Origin of the sequence: Pseudotabrizicola sp. L79 (assembly GCF_036553525.1) — a bacterium.
GTDB lineage: Bacteria > Pseudomonadota > Alphaproteobacteria > Rhodobacterales > Rhodobacteraceae > Pseudotabrizicola.
The window spans coordinates 45,028-71,762 of record NZ_JAZHDA010000036.1 but is presented as its reverse complement, the minus strand read 5'-3'; the positions used below and the strand labels follow the sequence as shown (position 1 = coordinate 71,762).

Sequence of the window (26,735 nt, the reverse complement as noted above, 5' to 3'; positions counted from 1 at the left end):
AATTATACAAACGTAAGGTGGGGGCAGCCTTGGTGGAAGGTGGCAGGAAATAGGGGGTCTTTCTTCCGCATGTCCCGAGCAAAGCGCCTGACAGAGATGGAGAAGATGCAGATCGTCCGCGAGGCCGCGGAGGGTGTGTCGACGACCGATCTGGCGGCACAGTTCGGGGTGACGGCGCGGGCCGTGCGCTACGTTCTGAAAGCCGATGCCGAGCGCCAGGCAGATGCCGCGATCCCGGTCTCCGCTGTCAGTGTGAAGGTGACCACTGCAGAGCTCGCAGCCCTCGACGCGGTGCTGGCCTCCGCCGGGATCGAGAGCCGAGCCGAGGGCCTGCGGCGGCTGATCCAGGCGGCAGGTGGGGTGTTCGTTCCGGACGCGCAGTTGGCGGCCGAGATGGCGCGCACCCGCGCCTCGCTGCACGAGGTCGGCAACGGGGTTGCGCAGATCGCCAAGCAGATGACGCTGGCCAACAGGCAAGGGCAGGGGGCTGGCCCGGAGTTTTCGGAACTGCGGCTTGCGCAGATGCGCGGGCTGGCGCGGTTCATCCTCGATGCCGCCGACGAGATCGATTTGGCGATCAGACGTCGTCGCACTGCGATGCAGCTCGAGGCCACGGCCGCGCTGCGGGAGTTCGCGCATGCGGCTGAATGATGCCGTCCATGCCGTCACGGGCGAGGTCTTCCGGGATGGCTGGAGCCGCGTCCGTGGCTCGATGCAAGGGCTGCACGTGTCCAAGCAGACCCAGCTCATGCGCGCGGCGGCGGGGCACCGGCCGGCGGTCTTCAAGGCGATCCGGAGCGGCGGCACGCATACCAGGTCGCAGCTGATGAGCCAGCTCGACTACCTCACCACCAAGTCCACCCATATCGTGGACTCAAGCGGCTTCCTGGATGGCAAGGCGAAGCTCGAGGCGGGTGACATCAAGGACCTGACCGAGCGCTTTGCCAAGCGGTGGGATGCGGGCTTCAAGCCCAAGCTCGGACAGACCACCCATATGCTCATGTCCTTCCCCATCGGCACGCGCGGCGAGGATGTGCGCGACATCGCGACGGCTGTGGCCGAGCGGTTCTTCCAAACCGACGCGGGGCATTTCGACTACATCATCGCGGTACATGAGGACCGCGATCACCCGCATGCGCATCTGGTGTTGAACCGTCGGTCTCAGGAAGGCGAGTTCTTCTTCCTCGGGCGCAACCATCGCTTCAACTATGACGATTTCCGCCTCGCCATGGTCGAGGAGGCAGAGAAGTACGGCGTGCGGCTGGAAGCCACGCGCCGGGTGGATCGCGGGGTCGTGCATTACCCGGCCCGCACAAGCGAGGTCTACGCCGCCAAAGAGGAAGGCCGCGCGCCGCGCGAGCGCCACCGCGTGGGCGAGGACCTGACGCGGACGCTGGCCGAGATCGCCAATACCAGAACCATCTACCATGCGCTTGCGGTGGAGGCCTCCCGGGAAGCCCGCGAGGACATCGCCGATGCGCTCTTCCGGGCGGGCGAGGTCCTGGCCCGGGGCGGGCAGGTGGAGCGAGCGGGAGATATCTACATGGCTGAAGAGCAGTCGTTCGAGGACCTGAGAAGCCTCTATGCCGAGAAGCTCGGGCGGGTTCAGCGCATGATCGCCGAGAAACCCGATGCGGACCGGCCCGCCTTCGAGAAGAGCCTCAACGCGATCCAGAGGCAGGTCCAGCACATGCAACCGCTCGGGCTGCGCTCGAATTCGCTGATCGAGCCGCCCTCGGACGGCGGGGTCTATTCGGAGGTCAACATCCGGAAGGGAGAGCTGGATCGGCTGGCCGAGCCGCGCGTGCGATCGCAGATCGACACTGCCCTGCGCGGGACCGGGATCAGCACCTCCGAGGTCGTGGCGCGTATCCAGGCGGGCGCCCCGAACGCGGCGCTGGAGCATCAATGGATCGCCGCGGATCTCTCCAAGGTGGCCGAGGCGCGGGATCTCAACCTCGAGCGCCGCGCCGATCTCGAGACCGCACGGGACATCCTGAACGATGCGCATGTGAAGCTCGGGACCCTGTTGGAACGCGAAGGCGTGCTCGTGAAGGACGGTATCATGGAAGACGAAACCACCATGGAAAGGTTTCACTATCATGCCGAGGCGGTCCGCAGCATGGAGGCGACGATCCTGGCCGACATGCGGTCCGAGGGTCTGAGTTACGAACAGGTCGAGGCGCGGGACTGGGAGGTCACCAATCGGGCGGAACGTCGGATCGAGCTTGAGCAGCGGGAGTATCTCGCGCGGCGTCCGGAATTGCTGGCAAAGCCCGGGGATGTGATCGACCGGACGCAGCCTTACCGGGAGGAGATCACGGATGACCTGCGCGCCGCGGCCATCACGAAGGACGTGGACGCGATCATGGCGACGCGCGGCTCCCGAACCCAGATCGCGGATGCCGTGGCGGAGGAATTCCGCAGCCGCTATCCGGATATGCCTGATCACCTTGCCCGAGGGCTTGGGGCCACCTACGCCTCTGTCGTCGAGGCGCATGACACGCGGGCGATCAACACCGTCCGGTTGGCCAATGACGCGCGAGACAGCCTCGCCACCGCTGCATCCTCAACCCGCGACATCGGCCCAAATAACGCCGATGCGAACACTGCCCCGAAAGTCGACATTCCGCAGAATATCCGAAGCGTGCTGGAGCATGAGCGGGCCGGGGAATTGTCCGCCCCCTTCGAGACCGAAGCGGATCGGCAGGCTTTCCGGACGGAGATCGCGCGGGTTCTGAATGACCGCGAACTGAGCCGTCTCACATCCGGCGATGCGGATGCGCTCGACAAGGTTCTCGAGGACCGGCTGGACCGGCTCTATGTCGCCAAGGTCTATCTGCAGTCCGATGCCGCGACGGCCAATACTGAGGCCCTGCGCCAGGTGGTCGATGATCTGGCCGACACCGAATACGAACGGCACCGCGCAACGGACGTGGACGGCGAGACCGAGCGGGGCCAGGTCCATTGAGCGCCGCGATGGGCAAGGCACGGATCGCCACGGGTGCGTTTCTGGTGACGCTGGTGACGGCGGCCATGGGCTATGCCATCGCCTCGGCCGTGCTGACCTATCAGAACTTCGGCTTCGGGGCCGAGATCGACTTTGCCTATATCGCGCAGAACTATGCCTCATTGCTGGATCAGCGCCCCGAGGATGCCCAGCTCATTCACCTCATCATCGGCGGCTTTGCGGCCGCAGGCCTGATGCTGAGTCTTGCCCTTTCGGGATCGGCGCTCACGCGCTTTGGCCAGACCCATTGGCAGTCTGCCCGCGAGATGAAGGCGAACGGATTTTTCGGGGCACCGGGCACCGGGTTCATCCTCGGCAAGCTTGGACCGCCGGGCTCACGCGCCAATTACATCTGCTCGAAGGTCTTCCCCCATGCGCTGATCGTTGCACCCACGGGCCGCGGCAAGACCTCGGGGTTCGTCATCCCGAACCTGCTGACCTGGCAGGGCTCCGTCGTGACGCTCGATGTGAAGGGGGAGTGTTTCGAGGCCACGGCGCGGCACCGCGCTGCTCAGGGCGACAAGGTCTATCGTTTTGCTCCCACCGATTGGGAGGGCATGCGGACGCATCGCTACAACCCGCTCCTGCGCATCTATCAACTGAAGGACGCCGCGCGCCAGCAGATGGAATTGCAGCTCCTCGCGACGCTCTTCCTGCAAAGCGACAACGACCGGGTGCAGGGCCTCCTCAAAGGCGGGATCGATCTCTTCGTGGCGGCGGGGCTTCTGGCCTTCCAGCGCAAGCGCCCGACCCTAGGCGAGATCTATCGCATCGCCGCCTCGGGCGGGAACAAGCAGAAGGAATATTTCGCGCGGGGTCACGAGGTCGACAACAGGGCCGCCAAGCTGATCTTCACCCGGCTAGCCTCAACCAACAACGACACGCTGACGTCTTACGTCTCGCTTCTGATGACCTCGGGGCTCGATCAATGGCAGAACCCGGCCATCGATGAGGCGACGGCGGTGTCGGACTTTGATTTCCGGACGAGCCGCAAGAAGCCCTTTTCCGTCTATCTCGTGGTCCAGCCGCTGATGGTGAAACCTCTTGCGCCGCTGATCCGGCTCTTCTTCTCCGATCTGCTGTCGGCCATGCAGGAGAAGGATCCCGGGCCCGACGAGCCCTGGCCCGTGATGATCATGCTCGACGAGTTCAACCGCCTCGGAAAAATGCCTATCGTGGTTGAGAGCATCGAAACCTTGCGCACCTACCGCGGCCACCTCGCCATCGTCACCCAGACCATCCCTGCCCTCGATGAAATCTACGGCGAGAACACCCGCCGCGCCCTGCAGGGCAACGCGGGCGTGAAGCTCTACCTGACGCCATCGGATGAGAAGACGGTCGAGGAGTTGAGCAAGGCGGTCGGCAAGACCACGAAGACCGTGGTCACTCGCTCTCAGTCCATCGGCAAGAACCCCTTCGAGGGCCGCAGCCAGTCCACCCGGACCGAAGAAAGCTCGCTACTGCCCGAAGATGAAGCGCGCCGTCTGCCGCTGGACGAGATCGTCATGGTGATCGATGCGCAGATGCCTGTCCGGGCGAAGCGGATCCAGTATTTCGACGACCGGCTCTTCAAGGCGATCCACGCGGCGCAGACGGGGGAGTTGCCGTTTCCGAAGCCCGGGGGCGGGGGGCAGCAGGGGAACTTGCCGCTGAGCGTTCGAGCCATGCCGATGACACCGCCGTCGAATGGGTCCCGCGGCGAAGAAGCGGATGTGGAGAGGGCACGTCAACCTGCTGGTGAGCGACCGTCAGGGCAAACCCACCTCGCCAAGAAGAAGACCGCGCCCGTCGTTCAAGCCGTCATCGCCCAGGAACAGCGCCAGATGGAGATGGATTTTGGGGGCGCGGTCGCGGATGCTGAGGCTGTGACCGACGCTGATGAAGCGCAGATGCGCTCCGCTGTCGATGGCTTGGACGAGATGGAAGCGATGTTGCGGGAGGGGGATGGCGATAAGCTGGGTGCTCGATAGGGTGGCAGGCATGGTTAGAGAGTCGCAATGGGCGGTTTGCAGACATACCGCGGCGCGGCATGGCCGTCATAGTCAAACCAAGAAAGTGGTCGGTCGGCGGGGTGGCGGCCTGCCAGGCTTGAGGGCGGAAAGCCGATGTCCGCGGCAACGAAAACCAACGGCGGAGACTTTGACGAGACGGTTCACACGCCCTTCGCGTTTATGTAACACTGGCATTTGATCCACCATGATCTTGAACACTTTGGAGCGAGCGACCTAGCTTTGAGCGACCTGGCAACTTTGAAGAAGGCCAAAGGAAGCGCTGCAGGACAGTATCTCGGATACGCCCTGCAGCCGGTGCGGCTTTTCTTCCATTTGCTGACTTGTCCCAGTGACTCCTATGTCGGCCTTGAATACGCCGACGACATTTCGGTACACGCTGGCGACAAAGTTTTGCTCGCGGAGCAGTGTAAGAGCGCCCTGACCGGTAACCCTACCTCCAACTGGTCGGTAGACTTCTGGAAAACGATAGCAAACTGGATAGATAATTCGAAATCTGGATTCATCAGTCCTGAGAGCACGAGCCTCCAGCTGTATGTCGTTCCTCAGAAGAACCATGGATTTTCCGGGAGGCTAAGTGACCTCAAAACCGACAATGAAATAGATGCGGCGATTGCGGACATCGTAAAGAAGAGAGGCAAGCTCTCATCGGCACCGGAGTGCGAACCGTACCTTCTTAAGGTACTTGGTGCAGACCCAGTTTTGCGGCGGCTTCTCATACGTAACTTCGTTCTCGTCAATAGTGATAGTGATCCCATTTCACCAATACTCGCGCATCTAGACGCTCTAGTGCGCAAGGAAATGCAGGAGGCGGCAGTTCGCTACGGTATTGGAGATGCTCTGAAGTTAATCGACGAGGCAATGAGAAGCGGCGCGCCTCCTGTGATCAGTGCTTCAGCGTTCAGGAAACGGTTTCGCGCGTTTATTTCTGCGCATGACTCTGAGCGTTTTCTGCATTCGCTGGCTGACGCACCCACAGATGAGGTTATCGAGTCAACGATCTCGGAATCGCCCTGCTTTATCAGACAGCTTGATCTCGTAGATGCGAACATCGATGAGAAAACACGGGCCGCCAGTGATTTTCTTCGTACCACAGGGGATCGCACTCGTTGGGCTGAGGAGGGGCTAGTTTTCGAGGGTAGCATGAATGAGTACGACAGTGCTCTTCTCAGGCGCCACCAGAACCTGAAGACCGAAGTCGGGCTGGTAAACAAGAGCCTCAGCGAGAAGGAGCAGGGACGCCTGTTGTACTCAAGATGCTGCCAGTCTTCGTCGATAGCGCTGGAAGCAAGAGTCGTACCGGAGCACTTCATGTCGGGAAGTCTCAACGCTCTTTCTGATCGGCGCGAAATCGGCTGGCACCCAGACTTCGACAAATTGCTGGATAGCGAAGCCACATGACGCTGGAACGTGGCAATTATTACCTTAGCGAAATTGAGCGGGTACAAAATCCGTCCCTCGGGGCGATGCTCATCTGGAAGTACGGACGATCATTCCAGGCGCACATCACAGCTGAGCCTCCCGACTTGCTCCTTGCATTCCTAGTACTCCCGCTCTGCCTTCATCGACCAACTCTCGACATAATCGTTGGAACACAAGCGCGTTCAGGCCTCGGAAAGTTTTGCGAAAAGCTATCAGAGAGGCGCGAGGAATTATTTGCGGTCCATGAGCGGTGTGTTGCACTCAAGAGACTTAGCCTCAACTCACTGGCGTTTGGAGAACGCGCCGGGATATTGGCAATTGAATACGAGACTGCAAGAATGCGGGCAATCCCAGTTGCCGATCCCCCGCTAAGTGAGCGAGTCAAGGCACAAGCGAAAGGAGCAGAAAGGCTTGGCATTTGGTTTTCGGCTTTGAAGACTTCTGAAGTTTTCCATGCTTTGAAGGTGGTCGCGTAATGCAGTTTCAAATTCTCAAACTTGTTCTCTGGCCGCGGGGTAACTTTGATCCCCGGGTGATTGAGTTTGCACCTGGAAAGGTCAATGTAATCAGCGGTGCCTCAAAGACAGGCAAATCAGCAGTCATTCCAATCATAGACTACTGCCTGTGCTCAAATAAATGTGCTATCCCGGTAGGTACAATACGCGAGAGCTGTGAGTGGTTCGGTGTCGTTATTAGCACAGTTGAAGGTGAGAAGCTGCTTGCTCGCCGAGAGCCGGGCGACCAGAAGCAGACCGGCGATATGTACTTCGCAGAAGGCGAGAGCATCGTTATTCCGCACCGTATCGAGGCCAAGAACTCAAATACGGATCAGATTCGCGCGCTTTTGAACCGGCTATCCGGTCTGTCAAATTTAGGCATGGAACCGAACTCCGAGGGCTATGCAGGTGATCGGACAAGTTTCCGCGATCTTATGGCGTTCACCTTCCAGCCGCAGAACATCATCGCGAACCCCGACGTCCTGTTCTTTAAGGCTGACACTACAGAGCACAGGGAAAAGCTAAAGGCAATTTTTCCTTATATTCTCAATGCTGTAACTCAGGAGACGCTGGCGGCAAGATGGGAATTGGAGCGGCTGGAGCGCCTTCTCCGGCAGAGAGAGGCTGCGCTCAGCGATGTGAACTCCGCGGTTCGAGTTTGGATGAGCGAGGCTCAAGTCTGGCTTCAACAAGGCCGGGAATTTGGGCTTATCCAAATCGACACACCTTCACCCTCGGAGTGGATGGAGATGTTGGGCGCGCTTCGAACGCTTTCGCAAAGCAACTACCGGGCTGCGCGCCCAACCATGACGACGATCGAGGCGACGATAACAGAACTTGAAGAGCTGCGGTCACTCGAGGGCGCCGAGTCAGCGACGCTGTCTCGGCTCCGACAGCGGCTGATGGAAATCAATCGACTGCTCGAAAGCAGCAAGAGCTATGGGTCCGCCCTGCATATCCAACGCGACAGGTTAGCGATCTCGGACTGGCTGAGGCAGCTGGGTCAGGAAGGTCGCGCTCCATTGGAAGCGATCGCGCCGGAAGGCAAGGATCACTTGGACAAGCTCTGCGAGGCACTCGACGGGCTTGAACTCGAGATCCGCTCCCGAACGACGGTCAGCGACAAGATGGATAAAGAGCAGCACAGACTGCGCGCCCAAGCAGAAGAAAGCTTGGCGCGGCTTGGTGCCTTACGAGCCCAGATTGCTGATTTGGAGCGCCGTTCCGAGGCGGCCAGAGCGGAAATCTACCGCGCCGACCAAGTTGAGCGCTATCTCGGTCGGCTCGAGCAGGCACTAAAGTTGTACGAGAAGTCAGGCGAAGACTCGGAGCTCAGAGGGGAAATAGACGCCCTGAAGGGCCGGATTACACCGTTAAGGGCAATAGTCTCAGAGCAGCTAATTCGCCAAGTAATGCAGTCGTCACTCGCGACGATCGAAAACATTGCCGGTCAGATCATCCCGAAGCTAGACGCCGAGTGGCCCGACGCGCCTATCAAGATTGTGGTGCCCGATCTTACCATTAAGATTGTTCACGGAACACGCGATGATTACCTTTGGGAAATCGGTAGTGGCGCCAACTGGCTCGCCTACCACGTTTCCGTTTCCCTTGCTCTTCAGAGGTTCTTTCTGAGAACGCCAGCACACCCGGTGCCTGGGTTCTTGATCTACGACCAGCCAAGCCAAGTTTACTTCCCGAAGGGAGTTCATTCGGAGGATGTTGACGCGGGCGAGTGGCGCGATGAAGACATCGAAGCAGTTAGAAAGGTCTTCGCGGCGGTCAGCGCGGAGACGGTTCTTGCAAAGGGTCGACTCCAAGTGGTTTTGCTTGACCATGCCGCCCAGGACGTCTGGAATGGGATTGATAACATTCACTTGGTCGACGAATGGCGCGGTGGTGAAAAGCTCGTACCGTTGGCTTGGATAGCAAGCGCTGTCTCCTAAATTCCGCCCCGGGCGCATTGGTCATCCGGCGATATCTCGCCATCTTGAGCGAAGGAACCGACCCGAACCCTACTGCAGCCTGATGGAAGGAAGCCTGTGCGTATCGAATCCGTAACCCTGTCCGGCTTCCGCTGTTTCGGTCCCGACCCCATAACCGTGCCGATCGCATCCGAGATCACGGCTGTCGTTGGTCCGAACGCAGCAGGCAAGACGGCGCTGCTTCATGCCTTGGCGAAGCTGTTCGGCGTGTCCCGTGCGCAGCGCACCGTTCAGCGATCTGATTTCCATCTTGGGGCAGATGACGATCCCGAAGGCCGTGAACCGAAGGATCTGTTCATTGACGTGCTGATCGGTTTGCCCGAGCTGGCTGACGGAACAGCAACGCCAGAAACGATAGCACCGTCGTTTCGACACATGCAGATTGCGAGAGCAGGTGATGCTCCGGTCTGCCGCCTGCGTCTCGAAGCGCGATGGGAAGATGACGGCACGGTCGAAGGCGAGGTTTCCCAAGACTTATTCTGGGTCGATACGCTCGACGACGATCCGGACGAGGACAAATGCCACCCAGTCTCGGCAGCGGATCGTGGTTTGGTTCAACTCTATTATACGCCCGCCAGCCGGGATGCGGCTGCCCAGATCAAGGCGACCACAGGCGCACTCGCTGCCCGTTTGCTTCGGGCTATCGAATGGTCATCCGAAACCACAGAGACGGTCGAGGAGGCTTCCGAGAATCTGGCGGGAGCCTTCGAGGACGAGCCAGCAATCGCTGCTATCGGCAGAGCCCTGCAAAAGCGCTGGTCCGGCCTCCATGATGATGTTGTCGATACGAAACCGCGGCTCAGCCTGGTCAGCCGCCGCTTCGAAGACGTGGTCAGCAAGATTGCCGTGATCTTCGAGCAGGGACCGGATGGCCAGGAACGCGGCCTAGATGCCCTCAGCGACGGGCAGCAATCGCTCTTCTATTTTGCGCTGGCCGCAGCAGTGTTCGATCTGGAGCGCGAGGTGGTCTCCGGAACGGTCGAGGGCTTCCGCGACGACACGCTACGTATTCCTGCGCTTACGCTCTTTGCGCTGGAAGAGCCGGAAAACCACCTGTCGCCCTATTTCCTCGCCCGGATCATTCGCCAAGTTCGCTCATTGACCGACGCAGGTGGCGCACAGGCCATCGTCACAAGTCATTCGCCGGCGGTTCTAAGCCGCGTCGATCCGCGTGAGGTTCGCTACTGCCGCTGTGACTCGAAGACGCGTGTTTCGACGGTCAAGAAGATCAAGATGCCGGCAGGTATCGATGAGACTGCCAAATTCGTCCGTGGCGCGATGCTGGCCTATCCCGAACTCTACTTCGCGCGGTTCGTCCTCCTGGTCGAAGGTGATTCAGAGCGGATCGTTTTGCCTCGCCTTGCCGAAGCGCTCGATCTCCTGATCGACCCCGCCTTCGTCGCGATCGTCCCCTTGGGCGGTCGGCATGTTCAACATTTCTGGCGTCTTTTGAAACAGCTTGGTATTCCGCACGCAACGCTCTTGGATCTCGATTTGGGTCGCGAAGGCGGCGGCTTTGGGCGGGTCAAGACGGCAATCGAAAAGCTCATCGAGTTTGGCGCGCCAAAGGCCGAACTCCTGAAAATCGACAAAGGCGTTCTCCCTGATGCCGACTTCGCCCAGATGCATACTTGGCAAGACGCGGAGGACCGCAAGAACCTCGTGGCGTGGGTCAATAGTCTCAAGCAGCATGGCGTTTATTTCTCGGCACCGCTTGATCTCGATCTCGCCATGCTCGGAGCATTCCCCGACGCATACAAGTCGACCATTCCCAAGGGCGGAGGGCCTAAAGTGGCTGCCGATAAGGCGGCAGAGGTCGTGCTCGGGACGGCGGGGCCAGGAACTACGCTCTACACGGGGCCGTTTAAGGACTATCCGGCACTGCTGCCAGCCTATCGCTATCACTTCCTCACCAACAGCAAGCCGGCGACGCACCTCGCGGCCCTGACGCACATCACGAAAAAGGACCTGGTGGAGAAAATGCCGACCGTATTGGCCGAGGTCCTCAGGCACGTCGCAAAATCATTGCGGCGGGACTAGCCATGGCGGTGCTCTCGCTACGGGTTCGGCCAGATGATTGGAAGCCCGTGGGGGTGGACGCACTCGAAGCGAATGCGCTCAAGGTCGTCCGCTCGACGGACAACCGGTCTGTCATAGCCGGCCCGGGCGCAGGCAAGACGGAATTGTTGGCGCAGCGAGCTGCCTATCTCCTTCAGACGGGAATCGCACCCGCGCCTAGGCGCATACTCGCGATCAGTTTCAAGCGAGACGCTGCCACTAACCTAGCGGCGCGTGTCCGGCAACGCTGTCACCGCAATCATGCCGGACGCTTCGACTCAATAACTTTCGACGCGTTTGCCAAAGGATTGATCGACCGTTTTGGACAGGCGCTTCCTGATCGCTGGCGTCCACACCCCGACTACGAAATCATCTTTCCCAACGATCGGGATTACCGAGATTTCCTGTATCAGCAGGTCGGCACACCCCCAGCATCAGTGGGCACCTATGCTGACCTCCAAGGTATTGCAGTGAAAACATTTGAGCGGCGTCATCTGGTCGGATCACCGCTACCGTTGGACGGTTGGCCAAACCCGACGGTCGGCAAGTGGGCGGCGGATCGATTTTGGCAAACGTCACTCCATGAAAGGAAGAAAAGCGTCCTGTCATTCCCCATGATCGGCCGGCTCGCTGAACTGCTGTTGCGCGTCAATCCGATGGCGCGCGACGCGCTTCGTCTGACCTACTCGCATCTGTTTATGGATGAGTTTCAGGATACGACACAGATTCAATATGATCTGGTTCGCACGATCTTCTTCGGCACGGATACGACCATTACTGCCGTCGGCGACAACAAGCAGCAGATCATGCGCTGGGCGATGGCGATGGACGATCCGTTCGCCGCCTTCGATGCCGATTTCGCTGGCAAGCGGACACCGCTCTATAACAACTATCGCTCTTCGCCAGAGCTGGTGCGCATTCAGCATATCCTTGCACAAGCCCTGGACGCTCGCGCAGTAGAGCCAATCTCAAAGACCGCGATTACGATTGCCGGAGATAGTTGCGCGATCTGGGATTTCTCTACACCGGAGGTCGAGGCGGCTCGCTTGGCTGCGTTCGTTGCCTCCGAGATGAAGACACACGACCTCGGCCCGCGTGATTTCGTTTTGCTGGTTAGACAAAAGGCTGCCGACTATGCGGCCGTTCTTGAGCCGGCCTTCAATGCCGCTGGTATTCCGCTGCGAAACGAGGCCGGAGCCGTTGGGGCGGTCATGCTGCAAGAGTTGCTGGCGGAAGAAGTGTCTGAACTGGCGGTCGTTATCTTGCGCCTCGCCATGACTAAGCGCGCTGGTAGGTATTGGACGGAATGCCAAGAGGCGCTTGCGACTCTGCACGGCATTACGCCCGATGACGAGGCCGCGCGGTCCAGACTCGCCCATGAGCTTGACACCTACACGCTCAAGCTTTGCAAAACACATCCTACTCCGCCGAAGTCGAAGGCGGCGGCGCGAATGATTATTGACGACATTATAGCATTCGTGGGTAAAGACCGGCTGATTGCAGTTCACCCCGCTTATGGTCAGGGAGGCTGGCTGGAGAAAGTGTTGGATGCCGCTGCCGTGCATTTATCCGCGTGGTCAGTCAGCGGAGGCGACTGGTCAACGGCGCTAGACGCCTATGAGGGCGTTCACGCAGTACCACTCATGACGATCCATAAGAGCAAAGGGCTGGAATACCACAGCGTCATTTTCGTTGGTCTTGACGATGGCGCATGGTGGAGTTTTGCCAACGACCAGATCGAGGCCACGGCTGGTTTCTTCGTCGCTTTCACTCGCTCGAAGCAACGGGTTGTCTTTACCTACTGCGCTCGCAGAGGCGCACGAAGCAAGATTGCGACGCTGTACGGTTTGCTGGAAAAGGCCGGCGTTAGAACATTCTCGATGACTTGACTTGAGGCGCAAATGTCTGGCGAATGAGGTGCGGACCCAGCCAAAAACTAGAGCGGGCAACGGACCTAAGGTCACCGGTTTTAGCAAGCTGCGCTGCAGCAACGCCGGGCCTGGTGACTGACGGCTAAGTGCCTTCACCGCCGCCCAAGTCGCGCCAGTCTCTCCAGCTGCGCCAACATCTTCGACCCCGTGTCTCCAGACCTTGCGCCGTCAGCGGAACCCGACTGCCCCATACCTTGCCGTGTGGGCATCTGCTGGACCCCTAAGAACTGCCGTGCCCTGAGGGCTGCGTACTCCGCACCGCTCGCGCCGCCGACCTGGTAGCGGTTGTAGGCCTGCTGGCTGCCTAGGGCGGCGCGGGCGAAGCTGTAGGTGCCGCCGAGACCCCCGGAAAGAGCGGGCATCATGATGTTCCCGGAGATCGCCCGGACGATGAAGGGCGTCGCGATGATGAAGCCTTTCGCCATCAGCACCATCATGAAGAAGGGCAGGAGGGCCCCGATGTTGGAGGCCCCTTCCGGGTCGCCCAATTCGGTGATGAGCGCCGAGGACACACCGGTGATGGTCGCGAATACCCCCGCGATCACGATCGGATAGATCGCGAAGGAGATGAGCGCGGAGAGCCAGCGCGCGAAGTAATCCTTGGTCACCTCGAACAGCGTCAGGAAGATCATTACCGGGGCGATCCCGATCAGGAGCGCGATCATCAGGCGGGATGCCACCAGGATGAAGGCGGCCAGCCCCCCGAGGATGGAGAGCAGAAGCACCCCGACAATGTCGAGCATGGCACCCGCCATCCAGTTCAGCTCGGACCCGGCGGCATTCAGATAGGCGCCCAGCTCCGCAATCAGCCGGTCGAATTCTTCGGCGAAGGTGCCTGAGGGGCCCGGACTGCCGCCACCGACGGAGGCCACAAGCGCGCCCGCGATGCTGTCGATCCCGGAGAGAATGGCAGAGGAGAAGGCGTTGAACTGCACCCAGTTGGTCGCGAATATCCCAATGAGCCCGATCTTGACCGCAAGCCAGAAGGCCGTGCGGCCATCCATGGCCCGGTACTGGAAAATCATGTTGATGAAGACGAGGAGGACCACGAGCGTTGTCGCGACCACGAGGAGCGTGCCAACCGTTGCCGCCACGGATCCGAACTGCGTCTCGGCCGCGCTGTCGAGGTAGGTTTGGGAGGTCTCGACGAAGTAAGTGACGATGCTCATCGGGGGGCCGCCTTACCAGTTACCCGCGGCTTCGCAGATGGCCTCGGCTGCCGGGCGGGCCGCATTGGCGCGGCGGTTGTAGCCCTCTGAGGCCTGCAGCATCTCCCATCGCTCGTCAGTGGCATATCGCTCCCGAAACACGCCCTCGGCCGCGTCCCAGGAGGGGAACCGGGTGTCGCAGTCGCAGCTGCCGGTCTCGACGACCCGCTCGAGGTTCTGGGCGCGGTAGATGTCCTGGACCAGAACGCGATGGTAGACTTGGCGGAGCGGGATCTCCTGCATCCAGACGGGCTCGGCAGGCCTCTCTGGACAGACGTCAAAGCTGCGCTCGAGGGTCGGCACAAGGTTGCGCTCGGCGAGGGCGGAGGTGGTCGTCAGGCCCAGGGCCACGGCCAGCGCACTCAGCGGAAAGCGGCGTCGCGTCCGCATCATGCTGCGGCTCCGAGGGGCGCGGTTTCGCGCTTCAGGAAGACCGTATGCCCGACATTGGCGAATTCCGAGGTGCTGACCGACACCACCTCCCAGCCCTCCGCGCCCTTCTGGTTCAGGCAGGTTCGCATCTCAGCGAGGCTCGTCTTTCGGGTCATGGGAAAGCACAGGATGTCGTATTCAAAGGTCTTCATCTGGCCGTCCTCTCTGATCCGCGCCGGGCAGGTAGAATTCGGTGATGCCGCGTCTGCCGTCGTGACGCCCGGCCTGGATGATCACGTCGATGGAGTTCTCGATGTACTGGATCATGTCGGCATAGGTCATCGGGATCTCCGTCTTCAGCGCGGCGATCGCGAGCCGCTGCACGGCAAGCTGCGGGGTTTCAGCGTGCAGCGTGGTCATCGAGCCGCCATGGCCGGTGTTGATCGCCTCGAGGAAGGTCATGGCCTCCTTGCCGCGCACCTCGCCGAGGATGATCCGGTCAGGCCGCATGCGCAGCGTCGCGGTGAGGAGCACATCGGCGGATTGGAATTCAGCGTCACGGTTGGCGATGAGGGTCACGGCATTGGGCTGGGTCGGCAGCAGCTCGGCGGCTTCCTCGATGGTGACGATCCGTTCTTCGGCTGGCACATGGGCGAGGATCTTGCGCGCAGCCACGGTCTTGCCGGTGGAGGTGCCGCCCGAGACGATCATGTTGAGCTTGTTCTCGACGCAGAAGGCCAGCGCATCATCGATCACGCCCGCGGCCACGACGGCGCGCAAGGCGCGCTTCTTTTCCAGGCGCAGGTCCTCAAGCTTGCGCTCCTTGCCGTAGAGAAAATCGAGCGCAATGCCCTCGAGCGGCAGGCTCGAGAAGAACCGCAAGCTGATCGACATGGCCGAAAGCACGGCGGGCGGGGTGATGACCTGTGCGCGGATCGGGCGGCCCTTGTAGGTGATCGAGACCGAGACAATGGGGCGATCCTTGCTCATCGTCGTGTTGGCGGAGGAGGCGATCTGGTTGCCGAGATCCCGGACCTGAACGGCCGTGAGCCTCTGGTCGAGCGCGCGCATGAAATGGTCGCCCTGGAATTCGCCCCAGCAATTTCCGTCGGGGTTGATGCAGATCTCGATGACGTCGTCGCGGGCGGCGGCGTCGATCCGGTCGAGCGATGTCTCGAGATAGCTGAGCGACATGGGGTCAGAAGATCTCCAGATCGCGGTCGACCATGACGGTGACGCGGGCGCCCTGGTCGACATAGATGACGGGGCCGATTGAGAGGTAATCGCCAAGTACGCTGTCCGTGGCATCGGCCAGATCATCGCCCACATCCTCGAGCGCGTTGGCGGCCGTCTCGTTCGGGACCTCGGAGGCGGCGGCACTTGGTGCCGCGGAAATCAGCGAGATCAGGGCGGCCGACCCGAAACGCTCGGCAAAGCGCGTGTCAACGAAGCCGGTGACACCCGAACGGCCGAGTTCATCGCCCCCGAAGGAGCTGATCTGGACGGTCTGGTTGTCGGGCAGGATGATCCGGTCCCAGGCGATGGTGACGCGGCGCTGCGCGATATCGACGCCCGAGCGATAGCGCCCGATCAGACGCGCGCCGCGCGGGATCAGGAGGCGCGTGCCATCGACGCTGTAGACATCCTCGGAAACGACCGCCCGGGTCTGGCCGGGCAGCGAGCTGTCGAGGGCGGTCTCCATGACGGCCTGGATCATGGTGCCCTGGATGATGGTGCTGGAGGGATTGGCGATCACCTCAGCCTGCGTCACGGTCGAGGGCAGCGCGCCGTTCAGCACGAAATCCGTCACCTCGCCGAAGCTGCGCTCTGCAAGTTCTGTCTCGGCGGCGCCGGATGGGCCGCCGAAGGCGATGGTGGGCGAGGCGATCCGCCGCTCTTGAAAGGCGCGTTCTTCTGCGGCGCGCCGTTCGAGCTCGGCCAGCCGCCGGGCTTCTTCCTCGCGGCGCAACCGCTCCTCTTCGCGTGCGCGCAGCTCGTCTTCCGTGGGGCCTGATGGCGCAGGTTGGGGGCGGTTGGCCTCAAGCTGGGCCAGTTCCAGATCCATGCGGAGCTGTTCGAGGGTGCGATCCCGGGCGGTCAACTCGGCCTGGAACCGCTCCTGTGCGGCTTCCGAGGCGGCTTGCAGCGCCGCGATCTGAGCGGTCAGCGCGTCAATGGCTTCGGCCGCGGCGGTGTTGTCCTCGACAATCGCTTCGGGGGCGTTGCGCAACTCCTCGATCTGGGCCTGCAATGCGCTGATCTGCGCCAGAAGCTCGGCATTGGGCTCGACAGGGTCCGGTGCGACGAAGACGACCTCGGGCTCGGGCGGGGGCAAGGTCTCGATGGCACCAAAGCCATCCCCCTCGCTCTGGAAGACATCCGGCGTGGCCGTCGGCAGGGCCACCTCTTCCTCGGGCTGCGAGAGCACATAGAGGAGCGCGCCGCCCGCGCCGATGATGCCGACCACGACCAGTGCAAGAAGGGGCGACCGGCGCGGCGCTGCCCTGGGCCCGCGGGCACTGCCTTTCTCGAGGGCCGCGAGGCGTCGTTCCAGCTCGGGGTTCTCAGAATCGCTCATGAGGCCTCCGCGGGCGGGATCGCCTCGATGCAGACCAGCTCTTCGCCGAGACGCAGGACCCATTGGCGGCTGACGCCGGAGACACGGATCACCCCGTCCTCCGGGGCCTGCGTGTTGACCGTGCGTTCACGGCCATTGGCATAGCGGAAGATCGCGGGCAAAGGCGCGTTCGGCGGGAAGGCGAAGTAGGTGAAGGTGCCGTCATCCCAGACTCGGGTCGGGGTGAACTCGGTCTGGGCGCTGGCCCCGTAATTGTCATTGGGGGCTTGCGCCGCGATGACGCGGGCCGGCCGCGCCTCATCCTCGGGATAGCGGAACTGGACCACATAGAAGGTGGGGTTCGAGGCTTCCTCGACGTTGAAGTAGTAGCTGCGCCGGTTCGTGTAGACCGTCACGTTGGTGTGGACGCCGCGCGCGACGGGCTTGATCGCGAAGGCCTGCCCGCCCGGCACGCCATCGATCTCGAAGCCCTCGGTGTCGCCCGCGATGATCGAGCGGATGCTCTCGCCCTCGCCGAACTCGACGGTGGTGACATGGGTGAGCGAGACGCTGATGCGATAGACCTGACCCTCCTGATAGGTGGCCAGCCGCACGCGGCTGTCATGCGGGCCGCCGCGTGGGATGGCTTCGGCGAAAGCGAGGCCCGGGAGAAGGGTGAGACAGAGGAGGGGCAGGTACAAACGAAACACGGGTTAATTCTCCAATCTGTCGGAGCGGATGGAATATTCGAGCACGGTGAACCCGAACGGGTTGGTCCAGACCTCGTCGATGGAGCGGCGGGTCTCGGGGCGGAACTCGAAGAGGAGGGTCGCGGTGAAAAGCCCGGTCTGGGTGCCGTTGATCGAGGTCAGGCGCTTGCGCAGGCGCACGGTGGCGCGGTTCAAGCCGATCTGGGTGATGCTGAGGATCTCAACGTCGAGCCGGGCGTTCGGCCCGTAGACGGTTGGGGGATAGTCCGCATTTGCGCTGTTCCAAAGCTGGCGCAGCCCGCTTTCGGCGGCCCCGTCCGAGCGGCGCAGGACGCTGCGGATGCGCAGATCGTTGTCGAGCTGGTTATAGACCTCACGGTCGGTCACGTAGCGAAAGACCTCCGCCTCGATGATGGCCTGGTTGGCGGTCACTGAGGTCACGCCCACCGAGGCCTCGGGAAGCGCAAAGCCGGTGGCCGGATCATAGGGAACAACGACGGGCGGCGGATCGACATCGAGGATCGCGACAGCCGCGGCGCTTAGGCAGCCGATGATGCCGAAGACAAGGCCGGTCAGGCCAAGGCGTTGCCACAGCCGTTCGCGGCGCAGCGCGCCATAGACCAGTTCTTCCTCGATGATTTCTTGTTCACTCGCCACGCCTCACACCCCGCACTCACTCGGCCCGCAGCTCGGGCAGGGTGAAATCCATGAAGCGCTGCTCTTCGGCGATGGTGGCGGCGTCGATCACGCCGCCGGTGCCGTCGCCCACGGTCTGGATGGCTTCGAGCTGCCACATGGCGACCAGCGCAATGGCTAGCTCCGCCGTTACGCGGGTGTTGAGATCGATGCTTTCCTTGAGCTCGTCCATGTCGTCGATGAGCCCGACGAGACGGTCGACCCGCTCGAGCGACTGGCCTGCATCATCATAGCTGTTCTGGGCGGCGGCCGAGACGAGCGCGCCGGTCGTGGCTTGCGTCGCCACGCGGTTGGCACTCGCATTGTCGCTGCGGGCCATTTCCGCGAGCGTGTCTTCGTCGAAACCGAGATCGGCCAGCACCCGGTCCATCTGGGTTTCGATCTCGGTGGCGCCAGAGCCCGAGAGGCCGGAGAAATCCCCGGTCTTGATGGCCTCGATGGTGGCGAGAATGTCGCCGAACTCCTGGTCGAGGAGGCCGTTCAGCTCCTCTTCCATTTCGGTGCGGATGATTTCGGGAAGCTCGGCGAGACGGGTCAGCGCCTCGTAGGTGCGCTGCAATTCGGCGAGTTGTTGCGTGAGGGTGGCCAGTTGTTCGCGAAGCTGGACCAGCTGCTCGTTCTGCAAGATCTCGTCTTCGATCATCTGCCGGAGCTGCTGGATGCTTTGCGCGATGTTCTGGGTGTCGACGACGGGCACGCCCTGCGCTGCGGCCGGGGTCATGGGTGCGATCTGCAGCGCAATCCCGAGCGCCGCGGCCAGGCCCGTGTTCCAGAGGACAGGTCTCATCACTCAATCTCCCTGATCGTAAAATCCATGAAGGTGCTTTCCGCGATCCGGGCGCTGGCTTGGGCCAGTTCTTCGGCGGAGAGCACGCGGGTGCGGGCGGCCTGAAGCCGGATGCGGGCGGCAACGAGCCGCACAAGCTCGGCGCGGGCATAGGTGTTGAGCGCTATGCTCTCCTGCACATCCTCGGTTTCAGAAATCTGCTCGACGATGTCGGCGATGCGCAGGGCGGCCTGGCGGATCGCGTCAGAGGAACTGCTGCCGTAGAAAGCGGCCCCATGACCCGTGAGCGAGAGATTGGCATTGGCGAGATCGGCTGGATCGATCGTGCCGAGCGCATCGATCCCGCCGATACGGCTCAGATAGAGATTGTAGCGCTCCGGGATGACCTGGACGTAATGCTGGGTCTCCCGGAACGGAGGCACGCCCCCATATTCGAAGACCCGGCCGGGCCCGGCGTTATAGGCGGCGAGCGCGAAGATGATGTTGCCGTCGAAGGTGTCGAGCTGGGCCGCGAGGTAGCGCGCGCCGCCATGCACCTGCAGATAGGGGCTCGAGAAGTATTCCGGGTTGATGCCGAGATCGCTGGCTGTGCCCGGCATGATCTGTGTGAGACCATAGGCGCCAACGGGGGAGCGGGCATCGATGGTGAAGCGGCTTTCCTGCCAGATCAGGGCTTGCAGGAGCGCGCGCCATTGGACGGGGGAGAGGCCTGCGCGGGTCACACCGGCAATGCCACTGGTCTCCTGGGCCACGCGGATGATGAGTTCTTCGACGTTCTCCGCGGCGTCGCCGAACATCTGCGCGCCGCCCGGGTTGGGGTCGATCTCGCCCGTGCCATAGACCGCCTCGACGGAGCGGTCGGGATCACCGCTGCCGCCTTCCAGCCCCGAGACCATGGCGGGCAAGCCCTGACCTCCGAAGCTTGTCTGGGCGTCGAGGATGCGTTGCAGGGTGGCGAGCTGCTCCCGTTCGATCTCGGCGATGAGTTCGCGCACGGCAAGCTTGTCCGCCTGCAAGGCCAGATCGGCCTCGCGGTCGCCCGTCTGGACGATGTCGCGCGCGGTCAGCCCGCTGTCATCGGTCGGCACGCCTTGGGCGGCAACGAGACCCGGCAACAGACAAAACGCGAGGAGGTGGGGGAGCCTAGACGTCAATAGCGCCCTCCGGCGCCCCAAGCGGCACGAAGGTGCAATCCGGGGCTGTCGCGCCCGCAGCACTTGTCTGGGCGAGAAAGGAAAAGCAGTTGGCCTGCGGCGCGCGATACTGCGCACAGGAGGCGAGCAGGCCGAGGGCGGCAAGGGACAAGAGAATACGGATCATGAAAGCCTCCAGAAGTCCGGGCGGTCGCGGTAATCGGCGCCGACGAGTGCCTCGCCTTTCTCCATGCCGCCGAGGATGGTGAGCGTGGGACCAAGCGCACTCAGATCGGCATCGACGACGATCGAGCCCTGATCGTCGCGGATCAGCGCCAGGCGGCTGTTGCTGCCCGTGTTGAGAAGGACGTCGAGTTCCTTCTCCGTGAGGTTCAGCATGGCGTAATCCGAGGCACTGGCGCGGATGTTGGGCAGCAGGATCTGCGTCGGCACGGCCTCGACGATGGTCTTGCCGGTCCGGGTGCGCTCGAGCTGGCTGGCGTATTGTGTCATCATCACCGCGACGGTGTTCTGCTTGCGCGCGGTCACCAGCCAGTTCGAGAGCCGCTCGGCGAAGTATGCGTTGTCGAGCGCCTTCCAGGCCTCGTCGATCACGATGATGGTGGGGCGGCGATCCTCGATCTCGCGCTCGACCCGGCGGAAAAGATAGGAAAGAACCGCCATCCGCTCCTTATCGGCCTCGCTGTCGAGAATGCCGGTCAGATCGAAGCCCACCACATCGCCTTTAAGCGAGAAGGTGTCTTCGAGGCTCTGCCCGAAGATCCAGCCATAGCGGCCGTCCTCGGTCCATTCGAGCAGGCGCTGGTGCAGATCGCCGCCATCATCGGTGGAGACGAACAGCGATGCGAAATCCCGCCAGTTCCGCAAGGCGGGGTTGGTGGCCTGCGCGTTTTGGCGCACGACCTCCTGGATGCGGTTGGTCTGCGCCGGGGTCAGGGGTTTGTCGGCGCGGTAGAGCAGCGTTGTGAGCCAATCCGAGAGCCAGGCCGTGCCGCGCGCATCGGTCTCAGTCCAGAGCGGGTTGAGGCCCGTGGGTTGGCCGGCTTTCAGGGAGGCGTAGCGACCGCCATTGGCGCGGACGGCCATCTCCATGCCGAGGCGGTAGTCGAAGACGAAGATCCGGGCGCCCGCGCGACGCGCCTGGGTCATCAGGAAGGCCGACAGCACCGACTTGCCCGACCCGGGGCGCCCCATGATCAGGGTGTGGCCGCTGGTCGGTTCTTTGTCGGGCGAGCCCTGCTCGTGATAGGAGAACCGGTAGGCGCTCTGCTCGGGCGTGGGCAGATAGGTGATGACCCGGCCCCAGGGGGTAAGCGCTGCTGGTTTGCCAAGCTGCGTCCGGTGAAAGGCCGCAAAATCCGCAAAGTTGCGATTGGTCACAGCGCTGGCGCGGACGCGCTTGGGCTGGTTCCCGGGATGCTGGCTCAGGTAATGCGCCTTGGCCGCGACCCGCTCGCCGATCATCTTCACGCCTTCGGTCGCGGCGGCGTTCACGATCTCGGCGCTGAGGGTCTGCAGCTCTTCGAGCGTGTCGCAGAAGAGCGTCACGACCATATGGTGCTCGCCGAAGCTCTGGCGCTTGGCTTCGAGATCGTCGGCGGCGATGTCGAGGGCTTCCATGAGCGAGAGGGCCGCGTCCTGGCTCGCCTGCATCTGCCTCTTTTGCCGCTTGATGCGGCCCGCCATGAGGTTCGAATTGATCGGCGTGAAGGACTGCGTGACGATCATGTCGATCGGCAGGTTCAGCATGTCGAACATGGTGCAGGAGGTGCCCTCGGAATATTCTCCGATGGTGAAACTCTTGCCGTAGCGGTGGCCCACGACGCCCTCGGAAAGCTCGAAATGGTCGCCGTGAAACGTCACGCGGGTATTGGCGACGTTGAAGGACAGAAAGCCAAAGGTGTTTGCCGGGTAGAGCGGCAGCTCGGTTCCGGTGTTGAGCGCCCCCAGAAACCCCACCAACTCCCCCGATGCGGCAGAGAGAAGCCGCGGCTTGAGGTCGGTGAGGCCCGAGAGGAAGACATTCACCGCCTCGCCGAGGCGCTGCAGGCGCTTTCGGGTTTCTTCCTTCAAGCGGTCCGGTGCGCTGCGGCTGAGGAAGGGCAGGAGGCTTTTCGGGGGAGGACGGTGAATGACGGTGAGCGTCAGCGTCTTGTCGCGCAGCCCGCTGGTCGCGAGTTTCGCACGCCAGCGCCGGTCAACTTCTCCCGCGAAGCTGTCCTCACGGATCGGGTCGAGATCCGGTGTGATGGCCTTGGAGACCTTGTGGACGTAATAGCTGAACTCCGGCCCAAGCTGCGCGACGATGCGGGCAAAGAGCGCCGTCACCTTGTCGAGATAGGCATCGTCCGTCGTGTAGCTGTTGATCCCCTCGAGCCGGATGCAGCGGAAGAGCTCGTTGACCCGGGTGCGCACGGTCTGGTCGTCGACGAGGCTCACATAGGGCAGCATATGCGCGAGGCGGGTCTCGCGCGCGTACCAGTCCGGCGTCATCGTGCGGGGATCGAGCGCTGCATCATGGGCGTCATCACGGGGCATAGCTGTCCCCGCCATGAATGGACCTGTTGCGCGTGGGCGGTGTCTCCTGCAGCGACGTCATCATCACGTCGATGAAGCGCGGGTCCCAATCGGCGGCCTTCCAAAGCACCGGATAGAGCAGGCCGGCCACACCCAGCACCGCAATATGCTGGACCCAGACGAAGAGAAGCACCGAGCCGAAGAGCCAGACCATCGCATACATGATTGGCAGGCCCAGAAGCTTCGGCGGCCGCACGAGGCCTAGAAAGAGGGGCGAGCGTTCAGCCACCGGCAAAGACCGCCGCGACAATCGTGGGAGCGGCTGCGACGCCGGCGATGCCGACCAGCACCCAGAGCGCCTGGCGCAGGTCGATGATGTTGAAGAACCAGCTGAGGAAGACCCCGAGCACGGCCAGCGTCGCGATGACAACGCCAAGCGGGCCGGTCAGCGCGTCGACGATGCCCTGCAACAGGCTCTGGATCGGGGAGAGGTCGATGCTCTGGGCGAGAGCAGGCCCTGCCGCAACCAAGATGAGGGCAAGGGTAACGGTCAGGAGCGTCGAATTCCGTCTCATGAATCTGATCCTTCCAATCGGGCCACGACGGCCAGGACACGGGCCACGTGGTTCTGGGTTTCCGGGTAGGGGGGGATGCCGCCATAGCGGTGCACCGCGGCGGGTCCGGCGTTGTAGGCGGCCAGCGCCAGCTGCGGGTTGCCGAATTCCCGCAGCATCAAGGCGAGGTAACGGGCCGAGCCGTCGAGGTTCTCGAAGGGGTCGGTCGGGTCGACGCCGAGCTCTTCGGCCGTCTCGGGCATGAGCTGCCCCAGACCGATCGCACCGGCGGTCGAGATCGCCTCCTGCCGGTAGGCGCTTTCGACCTCGATATTGGCCCGGTAGAGCAGGAGCCAGTCGGTCACGGAGAGCGCGGCGCGGCGCAGCCCCGGATGGCTGGCATAGCGCAGCCCCGTCGCTTCGATCGCCGCCAGCACCTCGGGGCTTGGCAAAGCGCGGGGCCGTTCAACACCTGCAGAAGGATCGGTGTCGGGATCTACCGAAGCATCTGCCGTCCCAAGGATCGTCAAGCCCCGGTTCCCCGGGCCAACGGCAATTCCATCCTGGTAATGGCGCGCGAAGCTGTCTTGTGAGCGGGAGGGAGTGAGAGAGCCGTCGCTCTCCATCACCAGGACCATCTGCGCCGTGGCCGGTGTGGCCAGCAGCCAGAGGCAGAGGAGGTTAGCTGTCAGCGCCCTTGTCGGCAGGGGCTTTGTCGGACGTGGTCTTGTCTGGTGGGGCGAGCTTGTGGCTCCGGCTTGTGCCTGCCACGAGCGGCAGGTCGACATGCGCAAAGCCGAGGCCCAGGAAGAAGGACACCACGCCGGAGACCGTCTTGAACTCGCGGATCTTGATGTCGTTGTAGGTCGTTCGGGTGCGGGCCGTGACGAGAAGCTTTTCCACACCCTCGTCGGAGACAACGCGCATGATCCAGACCCCGTAATAGCTGGGGCCTTTCTGATGTGCCGTCTCCTGGCACAGGATTTCTGCGCTGTAGCCGCGCTCCACGAGCTCGCGGAAGCGCGCTTCCGTAACCACATTTGGTGCTTCGATGTCCCAGCTCATGGCCCGGCTCACGCTTTCTTCGATGGCGCAACCCAAGGCATTCCCACTTGAAGCCCAGAGTTACGATACTATATTATCAGCGGCAAGATATAATATCATGCCCTTGCTGTAGCTTGGCACGCAAACAGTAGCCACGGTCCACCTCCGCGTTCAAGGAGATAACAGGTTTGAGAAACCCAAGGTTGACAGGCCCAATCGGCTTGCAAGCTATGGTCATCCTTGCCTGCCTCCCGGGAGCTGGTGTGGCGGCGTCCTGCCTCGCGCCGCCCCGTCCCTTCGTGCCCAGCGATTCGGAAGCGGCCCGTGACTATGCGGATTTGATCCGCACCGATTTCGAAACCTACATTCAGGACATCCAGAGCTACTTCCGATGTCTCGATGGCGAGCGCGCCCGCGCTTTCGAGGAAGCGCGGGAGGTCAGCGAGGAGTACGGTCGGTTTCTGGAACTGGTAGGGGATTGATGGGCTGCGAGGGGAGCATCAGACTCGCACCCCATGGAAACCCGACGCCGATAACACCCTCACTTATCTACTTTTTAGATAACAGATTTCCTCCGCTAGCGACGTCACAAAAGGTATGTGGCGCGTGGCGAGAACAATCAGAAGCACGGGACAGGTTGCCCTCTGCAAGGCTCTTGTCGAGGCCCGCATCAAGGCAGGTCTCGGTCAGGAAGAGCTGGCGGCAAAGCTCAAGTGCCATCAATCCCTCGTGGCGCGTATCGAAAGCGGCCAGCGCCGGATCGACGTCGTCGAACTGGTCGTCCTCGCCCGCGCCATTGGCTTTGACCCATTCGAGGTTTTGGCGATCGTTGAAGGCGCCACGGAGTCCGACCATCGGATTTGAGCCGGTCCGTGCATCGCGCGCAAAGCATATGACGCCTCTCGGCGTGAGTGCCGGTGCCGCAAAGCCGAACACCCAACCCATTTCCAGGAAACCCAGCATGCCGCTGCAGCACGTGCCCAAGGAAGCCGGGGCTGCAATCCGCACAGCCCAATTCTAGAAGGTCGGTAGCCAGTGAAGGAAGATATGGTCGAAGCCGTTGCAATCGCCAATTTGATTGCAGCCGATCAGAAAAGCATTGTCGGTTGGGTTTATCGCTGGAACACAGGCGCGCTTGCAGTCCGTTGGGACGCGCACGGGCCACAGCGCGTTTCGAAGCTTTGCCCGGATCTTTGCGACGCCGACAAGGCCGAGATCGACTTCGCGTCTCTCACGCAACTGCCCTGCCGCGGCGACTGATATGGACGACAACGGGCTTCACGGGCTCAGACCATGTGCCACCGCAGGTGCCTGTGGTGCCGGGTCAATTCGTTCGTGAGCCCGCCCTGCCTCGCAGCGGCGCAGCGTCAGTAATTGACCTGCTCGAAGCCGTAAGTCCCGCTGTAATCGCGCCACTCCACGAAGACGGATCTGTGCCAGATCCCCGGGCAATGCTCGCCCCACCCCTCGAGACCGACATGGGCAGCAGGGAGCGCTGCGGGTGAAGATGCGCTCCACGAAAAGTCGCCCTGTGTGCCGTAGGAGCCGAGCACGACCGTCGCGCTCCGGTTGCAGTCTCCGTCCTGGCCGGATTCCCGTTGCCATGCGTGACGGACATCGAAAACACGAATGGAGCGCACGAAATTGAACTCGGGCCCGCTTATGTCGATGTCGGCGCGGTCTTGGGCGAGATGAAGGGCATAATCGGCCATCACCAAGTTGCCCGAGGTGGCGTTCAGGCCCTCGACATCAAGCCTGTCATCACCAAGAGCGGCATGGTCAAGGACTGGGGATGAATACTTCGGTGGCGTATCAGCGCCGTGGAACAGAGTATCGATGATCCTGTCCGTCGGGCGCGACTTGGCAGGTCCATCAAAAGAGGCGCCCATCGGACAGCGCCAGATCTGCAGCGGCGGTTCCACCGGCCAGGGCGTAATGCGTCGGATGAACTCGGCCCGCGCCCGGGCGCACGGCACGGACGCTGGCCACCCACCGGACAAGCACAGCAGGATGGCGCAGTCGATCGGGTAGGTCTGGGCGCTTGCTTGCGTCGGAGCTATCGGACAGGCCAAGGCAAGAGCCGGCAAAGTGACCTTCAGGAGGTTTTTGACTTGGACACGCATGGCAAAGACCCTCGTCGATCTTCAACTAACATACATACGATAATATACTATTGCAACGCTGATTACACCTTCGTCCCGCTCGGTGACTGGACATAGCGCTTGGT

At 62.2% G+C, this 26,735-nt stretch carries 27 protein-coding genes; 11 read left to right on the top strand and 16 right to left on the bottom strand.

Annotation, left to right across the window (positions count from 1 at the left end):
- The first annotated feature begins 69 nt into the window (after positions 1-69).
- From V3C85_RS00855 to V3C85_RS00820, 8 genes are all read left to right on the top strand, one after another.
- Complete coding sequence (locus V3C85_RS00855) at positions 70-651, top strand: helix-turn-helix domain-containing protein (protein ID WP_331793149.1); 582 nt, start codon at positions 70-72, stop codon at positions 649-651.
- Entirely contained in the window at positions 638-2,971 is a 2,334-nt protein-coding gene (locus V3C85_RS00850; RefSeq protein ID WP_331793148.1) for a relaxase/mobilization nuclease domain-containing protein, read from the top strand. The genes V3C85_RS00855 and V3C85_RS00850 overlap by 14 nt, the downstream gene beginning before the upstream one ends.
- Positions 2,972-2,979: 8 nt before the next feature.
- Positions 2,980-4,980 carry a type IV secretory system conjugative DNA transfer family protein gene (locus V3C85_RS00845; RefSeq protein WP_331793174.1) on the top strand — a complete coding sequence of 667 codons (2,001 nt, stop codon included), beginning with the start codon at positions 2,980-2,982 and terminating at the stop codon, positions 4,978-4,980.
- A gap of 261 nt (positions 4,981-5,241) precedes the next feature.
- Positions 5,242-6,420, top strand: coding sequence for an ABC-three component system protein (locus V3C85_RS00840; RefSeq protein ID WP_331793146.1), 1,179 nt, complete (start codon positions 5,242-5,244; stop codon positions 6,418-6,420).
- Positions 6,417-6,917 (top strand): three component ABC system middle component, encoded by a 501-nt coding sequence (locus V3C85_RS00835; protein WP_331793144.1) that lies wholly within the window; start codon positions 6,417-6,419, stop codon positions 6,915-6,917. Before V3C85_RS00840 ends, V3C85_RS00835 begins: the two co-directional genes overlap by 4 nt.
- On the top strand, positions 6,917-8,881 hold the full coding sequence (locus V3C85_RS00830; RefSeq protein ID WP_331793142.1) for a DUF3732 domain-containing protein: 1,965 nt from the start codon (positions 6,917-6,919) through the stop codon (positions 8,879-8,881). The genes V3C85_RS00835 and V3C85_RS00830 overlap by 1 nt, the downstream gene beginning before the upstream one ends.
- 96 nt (positions 8,882-8,977) lie before the next feature.
- Positions 8,978-10,960 (top strand): ATP-dependent nuclease, encoded by a 1,983-nt coding sequence (locus V3C85_RS00825; RefSeq protein WP_331793140.1) that lies wholly within the window; start codon positions 8,978-8,980, stop codon positions 10,958-10,960.
- Between the two features lie 2 nt (positions 10,961-10,962).
- Positions 10,963-12,867 (top strand): ATP-dependent helicase, encoded by a 1,905-nt coding sequence (locus tag V3C85_RS00820; protein ID WP_331793139.1) that lies wholly within the window; start codon positions 10,963-10,965, stop codon positions 12,865-12,867.
- 134 nt (positions 12,868-13,001) lie between these two features.
- On the opposite strand, the gene V3C85_RS00815 is transcribed toward V3C85_RS00820, so the two are convergent.
- From V3C85_RS00815 to V3C85_RS00745, 15 genes are read right to left on the bottom strand one after another with little or no spacing between them, the layout of a single operon-like run.
- Entirely contained in the window at positions 13,002-14,078 is a 1,077-nt protein-coding gene (locus V3C85_RS00815) for a type IV secretion system protein (RefSeq protein ID WP_331793138.1), read from the bottom strand.
- Between the two features lie 12 nt (positions 14,079-14,090).
- Positions 14,091-14,510 (bottom strand): hypothetical protein, encoded by a 420-nt coding sequence (locus V3C85_RS00810; RefSeq protein WP_331793136.1) that lies wholly within the window; start codon positions 14,508-14,510, stop codon positions 14,091-14,093.
- Positions 14,507-14,701 (bottom strand): hypothetical protein, encoded by a 195-nt coding sequence (locus tag V3C85_RS00805; RefSeq protein ID WP_331793135.1) that lies wholly within the window; start codon positions 14,699-14,701, stop codon positions 14,507-14,509. Before V3C85_RS00805 ends, V3C85_RS00810 begins: the two co-directional genes overlap by 4 nt.
- A complete protein-coding gene (locus V3C85_RS00800) occupies positions 14,688-15,683 on the bottom strand; it encodes an ATPase, T2SS/T4P/T4SS family (protein WP_331793134.1) in 996 nt (331 codons plus the stop codon). The genes V3C85_RS00805 and V3C85_RS00800 overlap by 14 nt, the downstream gene beginning before the upstream one ends.
- A gap of 4 nt (positions 15,684-15,687) precedes the next feature.
- Positions 15,688-17,067, bottom strand: a complete 1,380-nt coding sequence (locus V3C85_RS00795) for a TrbI/VirB10 family protein (RefSeq protein ID WP_331793133.1) — start codon at positions 17,065-17,067, stop codon at positions 15,688-15,690.
- Complete coding sequence (locus tag V3C85_RS00790; RefSeq protein ID WP_331793131.1) at positions 17,064-17,756, bottom strand: TrbG/VirB9 family P-type conjugative transfer protein; 693 nt, start codon at positions 17,754-17,756, stop codon at positions 17,064-17,066. The genes V3C85_RS00795 and V3C85_RS00790 overlap by 4 nt, the downstream gene beginning before the upstream one ends.
- A gap of 3 nt (positions 17,757-17,759) precedes the next feature.
- Positions 17,760-18,413 (bottom strand): virB8 family protein, encoded by a 654-nt coding sequence (locus V3C85_RS00785; RefSeq protein ID WP_331793129.1) that lies wholly within the window; start codon positions 18,411-18,413, stop codon positions 17,760-17,762.
- Positions 18,414-18,429: 16 nt separating this feature from the next.
- Positions 18,430-19,239, bottom strand: a complete 810-nt coding sequence (locus V3C85_RS00780; RefSeq protein ID WP_331793128.1) for a type IV secretion system protein — start codon at positions 19,237-19,239, stop codon at positions 18,430-18,432.
- Positions 19,239-20,354 carry a lytic transglycosylase domain-containing protein gene (locus V3C85_RS00775; protein ID WP_331793127.1) on the bottom strand — a complete coding sequence of 372 codons (1,116 nt, stop codon included), beginning with the start codon at positions 20,352-20,354 and terminating at the stop codon, positions 19,239-19,241. Before V3C85_RS00775 ends, V3C85_RS00780 begins: the two co-directional genes overlap by 1 nt.
- Before the next feature lie 28 nt (positions 20,355-20,382).
- Positions 20,383-20,559, bottom strand: coding sequence for a hypothetical protein (locus V3C85_RS00770; RefSeq protein WP_331793126.1), 177 nt, complete (start codon positions 20,557-20,559; stop codon positions 20,383-20,385).
- Positions 20,556-22,931 (bottom strand): VirB4 family type IV secretion/conjugal transfer ATPase, encoded by a 2,376-nt coding sequence (locus V3C85_RS00765; protein WP_331793125.1) that lies wholly within the window; start codon positions 22,929-22,931, stop codon positions 20,556-20,558. Before V3C85_RS00765 ends, V3C85_RS00770 begins: the two co-directional genes overlap by 4 nt.
- Complete coding sequence (locus V3C85_RS00760; RefSeq protein WP_131389993.1) at positions 22,921-23,199, bottom strand: type IV secretion system protein VirB3; 279 nt, start codon at positions 23,197-23,199, stop codon at positions 22,921-22,923. The genes V3C85_RS00765 and V3C85_RS00760 overlap by 11 nt, the downstream gene beginning before the upstream one ends.
- Positions 23,192-23,485: a TrbC/VirB2 family protein gene (locus V3C85_RS00755; RefSeq protein ID WP_035714621.1), complete on the bottom strand. Its 294-nt coding sequence runs from the start codon at positions 23,483-23,485 to the stop codon at positions 23,192-23,194. The genes V3C85_RS00760 and V3C85_RS00755 overlap by 8 nt, the downstream gene beginning before the upstream one ends.
- The gene (locus tag V3C85_RS00750; RefSeq protein ID WP_331793123.1) at positions 23,482-24,102 is read right to left on the bottom strand and encodes a lytic transglycosylase domain-containing protein; all 621 of its coding nucleotides are present in this window, start codon (positions 24,100-24,102) and stop codon (positions 23,482-23,484) included. Before V3C85_RS00750 ends, V3C85_RS00755 begins: the two co-directional genes overlap by 4 nt.
- 43 nt (positions 24,103-24,145) lie before the next feature.
- Positions 24,146-24,529: a hypothetical protein gene (locus V3C85_RS00745; RefSeq protein WP_331793122.1), complete on the bottom strand. Its 384-nt coding sequence runs from the start codon at positions 24,527-24,529 to the stop codon at positions 24,146-24,148.
- 209 nt (positions 24,530-24,738) lie between these two features.
- Here V3C85_RS00745 and V3C85_RS00740 point away from each other — a divergent pair, with 209 nt between their 5' ends.
- From V3C85_RS00740 to V3C85_RS00730, 3 genes are all read left to right on the top strand, one after another.
- Positions 24,739-24,990, top strand: a complete 252-nt coding sequence (locus tag V3C85_RS00740; RefSeq protein WP_331793120.1) for a hypothetical protein — start codon at positions 24,739-24,741, stop codon at positions 24,988-24,990.
- A 124-nt stretch (positions 24,991-25,114) separates the two neighbouring features.
- Complete coding sequence (locus V3C85_RS00735) at positions 25,115-25,372, top strand: helix-turn-helix domain-containing protein (RefSeq protein WP_035714657.1); 258 nt, start codon at positions 25,115-25,117, stop codon at positions 25,370-25,372.
- Positions 25,373-25,555: 183 nt separating this feature from the next.
- A complete protein-coding gene (locus V3C85_RS00730) occupies positions 25,556-25,768 on the top strand; it encodes a hypothetical protein (RefSeq protein ID WP_331793116.1) in 213 nt (70 codons plus the stop codon).
- 107 nt (positions 25,769-25,875) lie between these two features.
- Here the strand turns inward: V3C85_RS00730 and V3C85_RS00725 are convergent, their stop codons facing one another.
- A complete protein-coding gene (locus V3C85_RS00725; RefSeq protein WP_331793115.1) occupies positions 25,876-26,631 on the bottom strand; it encodes a hypothetical protein in 756 nt (251 codons plus the stop codon).
- Positions 26,632-26,735 lie beyond the last annotated feature (104 nt).

What these genes read in the sequence shown, in the direction of transcription:
- V3C85_RS00855 (WP_331793149.1), top strand. Translation starts at nt 70, where the DNA reads ATGTCCCGAGCAAAGCGCCTGACAGAGATGGAGAAGATGCAGATCGTC.
- V3C85_RS00850 (WP_331793148.1), top strand. Translation starts at nt 638, where the DNA reads ATGCGGCTGAATGATGCCGTCCATGCCGTCACGGGCGAGGTCTTCCGG.
- V3C85_RS00845 (WP_331793174.1), top strand. Translation starts at nt 2,980, where the DNA reads ATGGGCAAGGCACGGATCGCCACGGGTGCGTTTCTGGTGACGCTGGTG.
- V3C85_RS00835 (WP_331793144.1), top strand. Translation starts at nt 6,417, where the DNA reads ATGACGCTGGAACGTGGCAATTATTACCTTAGCGAAATTGAGCGGGTA.
- V3C85_RS00830 (WP_331793142.1), top strand. Translation starts at nt 6,917, where the DNA reads ATGCAGTTTCAAATTCTCAAACTTGTTCTCTGGCCGCGGGGTAACTTT.
- V3C85_RS00820 (WP_331793139.1), top strand. Translation starts at nt 10,963, where the DNA reads ATGGCGGTGCTCTCGCTACGGGTTCGGCCAGATGATTGGAAGCCCGTG.
- V3C85_RS00815 (WP_331793138.1), bottom strand. Translation starts at nt 14,078, where the DNA reads ATGAGCATCGTCACTTACTTCGTCGAGACCTCCCAAACCTACCTCGAC.
- V3C85_RS00810 (WP_331793136.1), bottom strand. Translation starts at nt 14,510, where the DNA reads ATGATGCGGACGCGACGCCGCTTTCCGCTGAGTGCGCTGGCCGTGGCC.
- V3C85_RS00805 (WP_331793135.1), bottom strand. Translation starts at nt 14,701, where the DNA reads ATGAAGACCTTTGAATACGACATCCTGTGCTTTCCCATGACCCGAAAG.
- V3C85_RS00800 (WP_331793134.1), bottom strand. Translation starts at nt 15,683, where the DNA reads ATGTCGCTCAGCTATCTCGAGACATCGCTCGACCGGATCGACGCCGCC.
- V3C85_RS00795 (WP_331793133.1), bottom strand. Translation starts at nt 17,067, where the DNA reads ATGAGCGATTCTGAGAACCCCGAGCTGGAACGACGCCTCGCGGCCCTC.
- V3C85_RS00780 (WP_331793128.1), bottom strand. Translation starts at nt 19,239, where the DNA reads ATGAGACCTGTCCTCTGGAACACGGGCCTGGCCGCGGCGCTCGGGATT.
- V3C85_RS00770 (WP_331793126.1), bottom strand. Translation starts at nt 20,559, where the DNA reads ATGATCCGTATTCTCTTGTCCCTTGCCGCCCTCGGCCTGCTCGCCTCC.
- V3C85_RS00765 (WP_331793125.1), bottom strand. Translation starts at nt 22,931, where the DNA reads ATGCCCCGTGATGACGCCCATGATGCAGCGCTCGATCCCCGCACGATG.
- V3C85_RS00755 (WP_035714621.1), bottom strand. Translation starts at nt 23,485, where the DNA reads ATGAGACGGAATTCGACGCTCCTGACCGTTACCCTTGCCCTCATCTTG.
- V3C85_RS00750 (WP_331793123.1), bottom strand. Translation starts at nt 24,102, where the DNA reads ATGGTCCTGGTGATGGAGAGCGACGGCTCTCTCACTCCCTCCCGCTCA.
- V3C85_RS00745 (WP_331793122.1), bottom strand. Translation starts at nt 24,529, where the DNA reads ATGAGCTGGGACATCGAAGCACCAAATGTGGTTACGGAAGCGCGCTTC.
- V3C85_RS00740 (WP_331793120.1), top strand. Translation starts at nt 24,739, where the DNA reads ATGGTCATCCTTGCCTGCCTCCCGGGAGCTGGTGTGGCGGCGTCCTGC.
- V3C85_RS00730 (WP_331793116.1), top strand. Translation starts at nt 25,556, where the DNA reads ATGGTCGAAGCCGTTGCAATCGCCAATTTGATTGCAGCCGATCAGAAA.
- V3C85_RS00725 (WP_331793115.1), bottom strand. Translation starts at nt 26,631, where the DNA reads ATGCGTGTCCAAGTCAAAAACCTCCTGAAGGTCACTTTGCCGGCTCTT.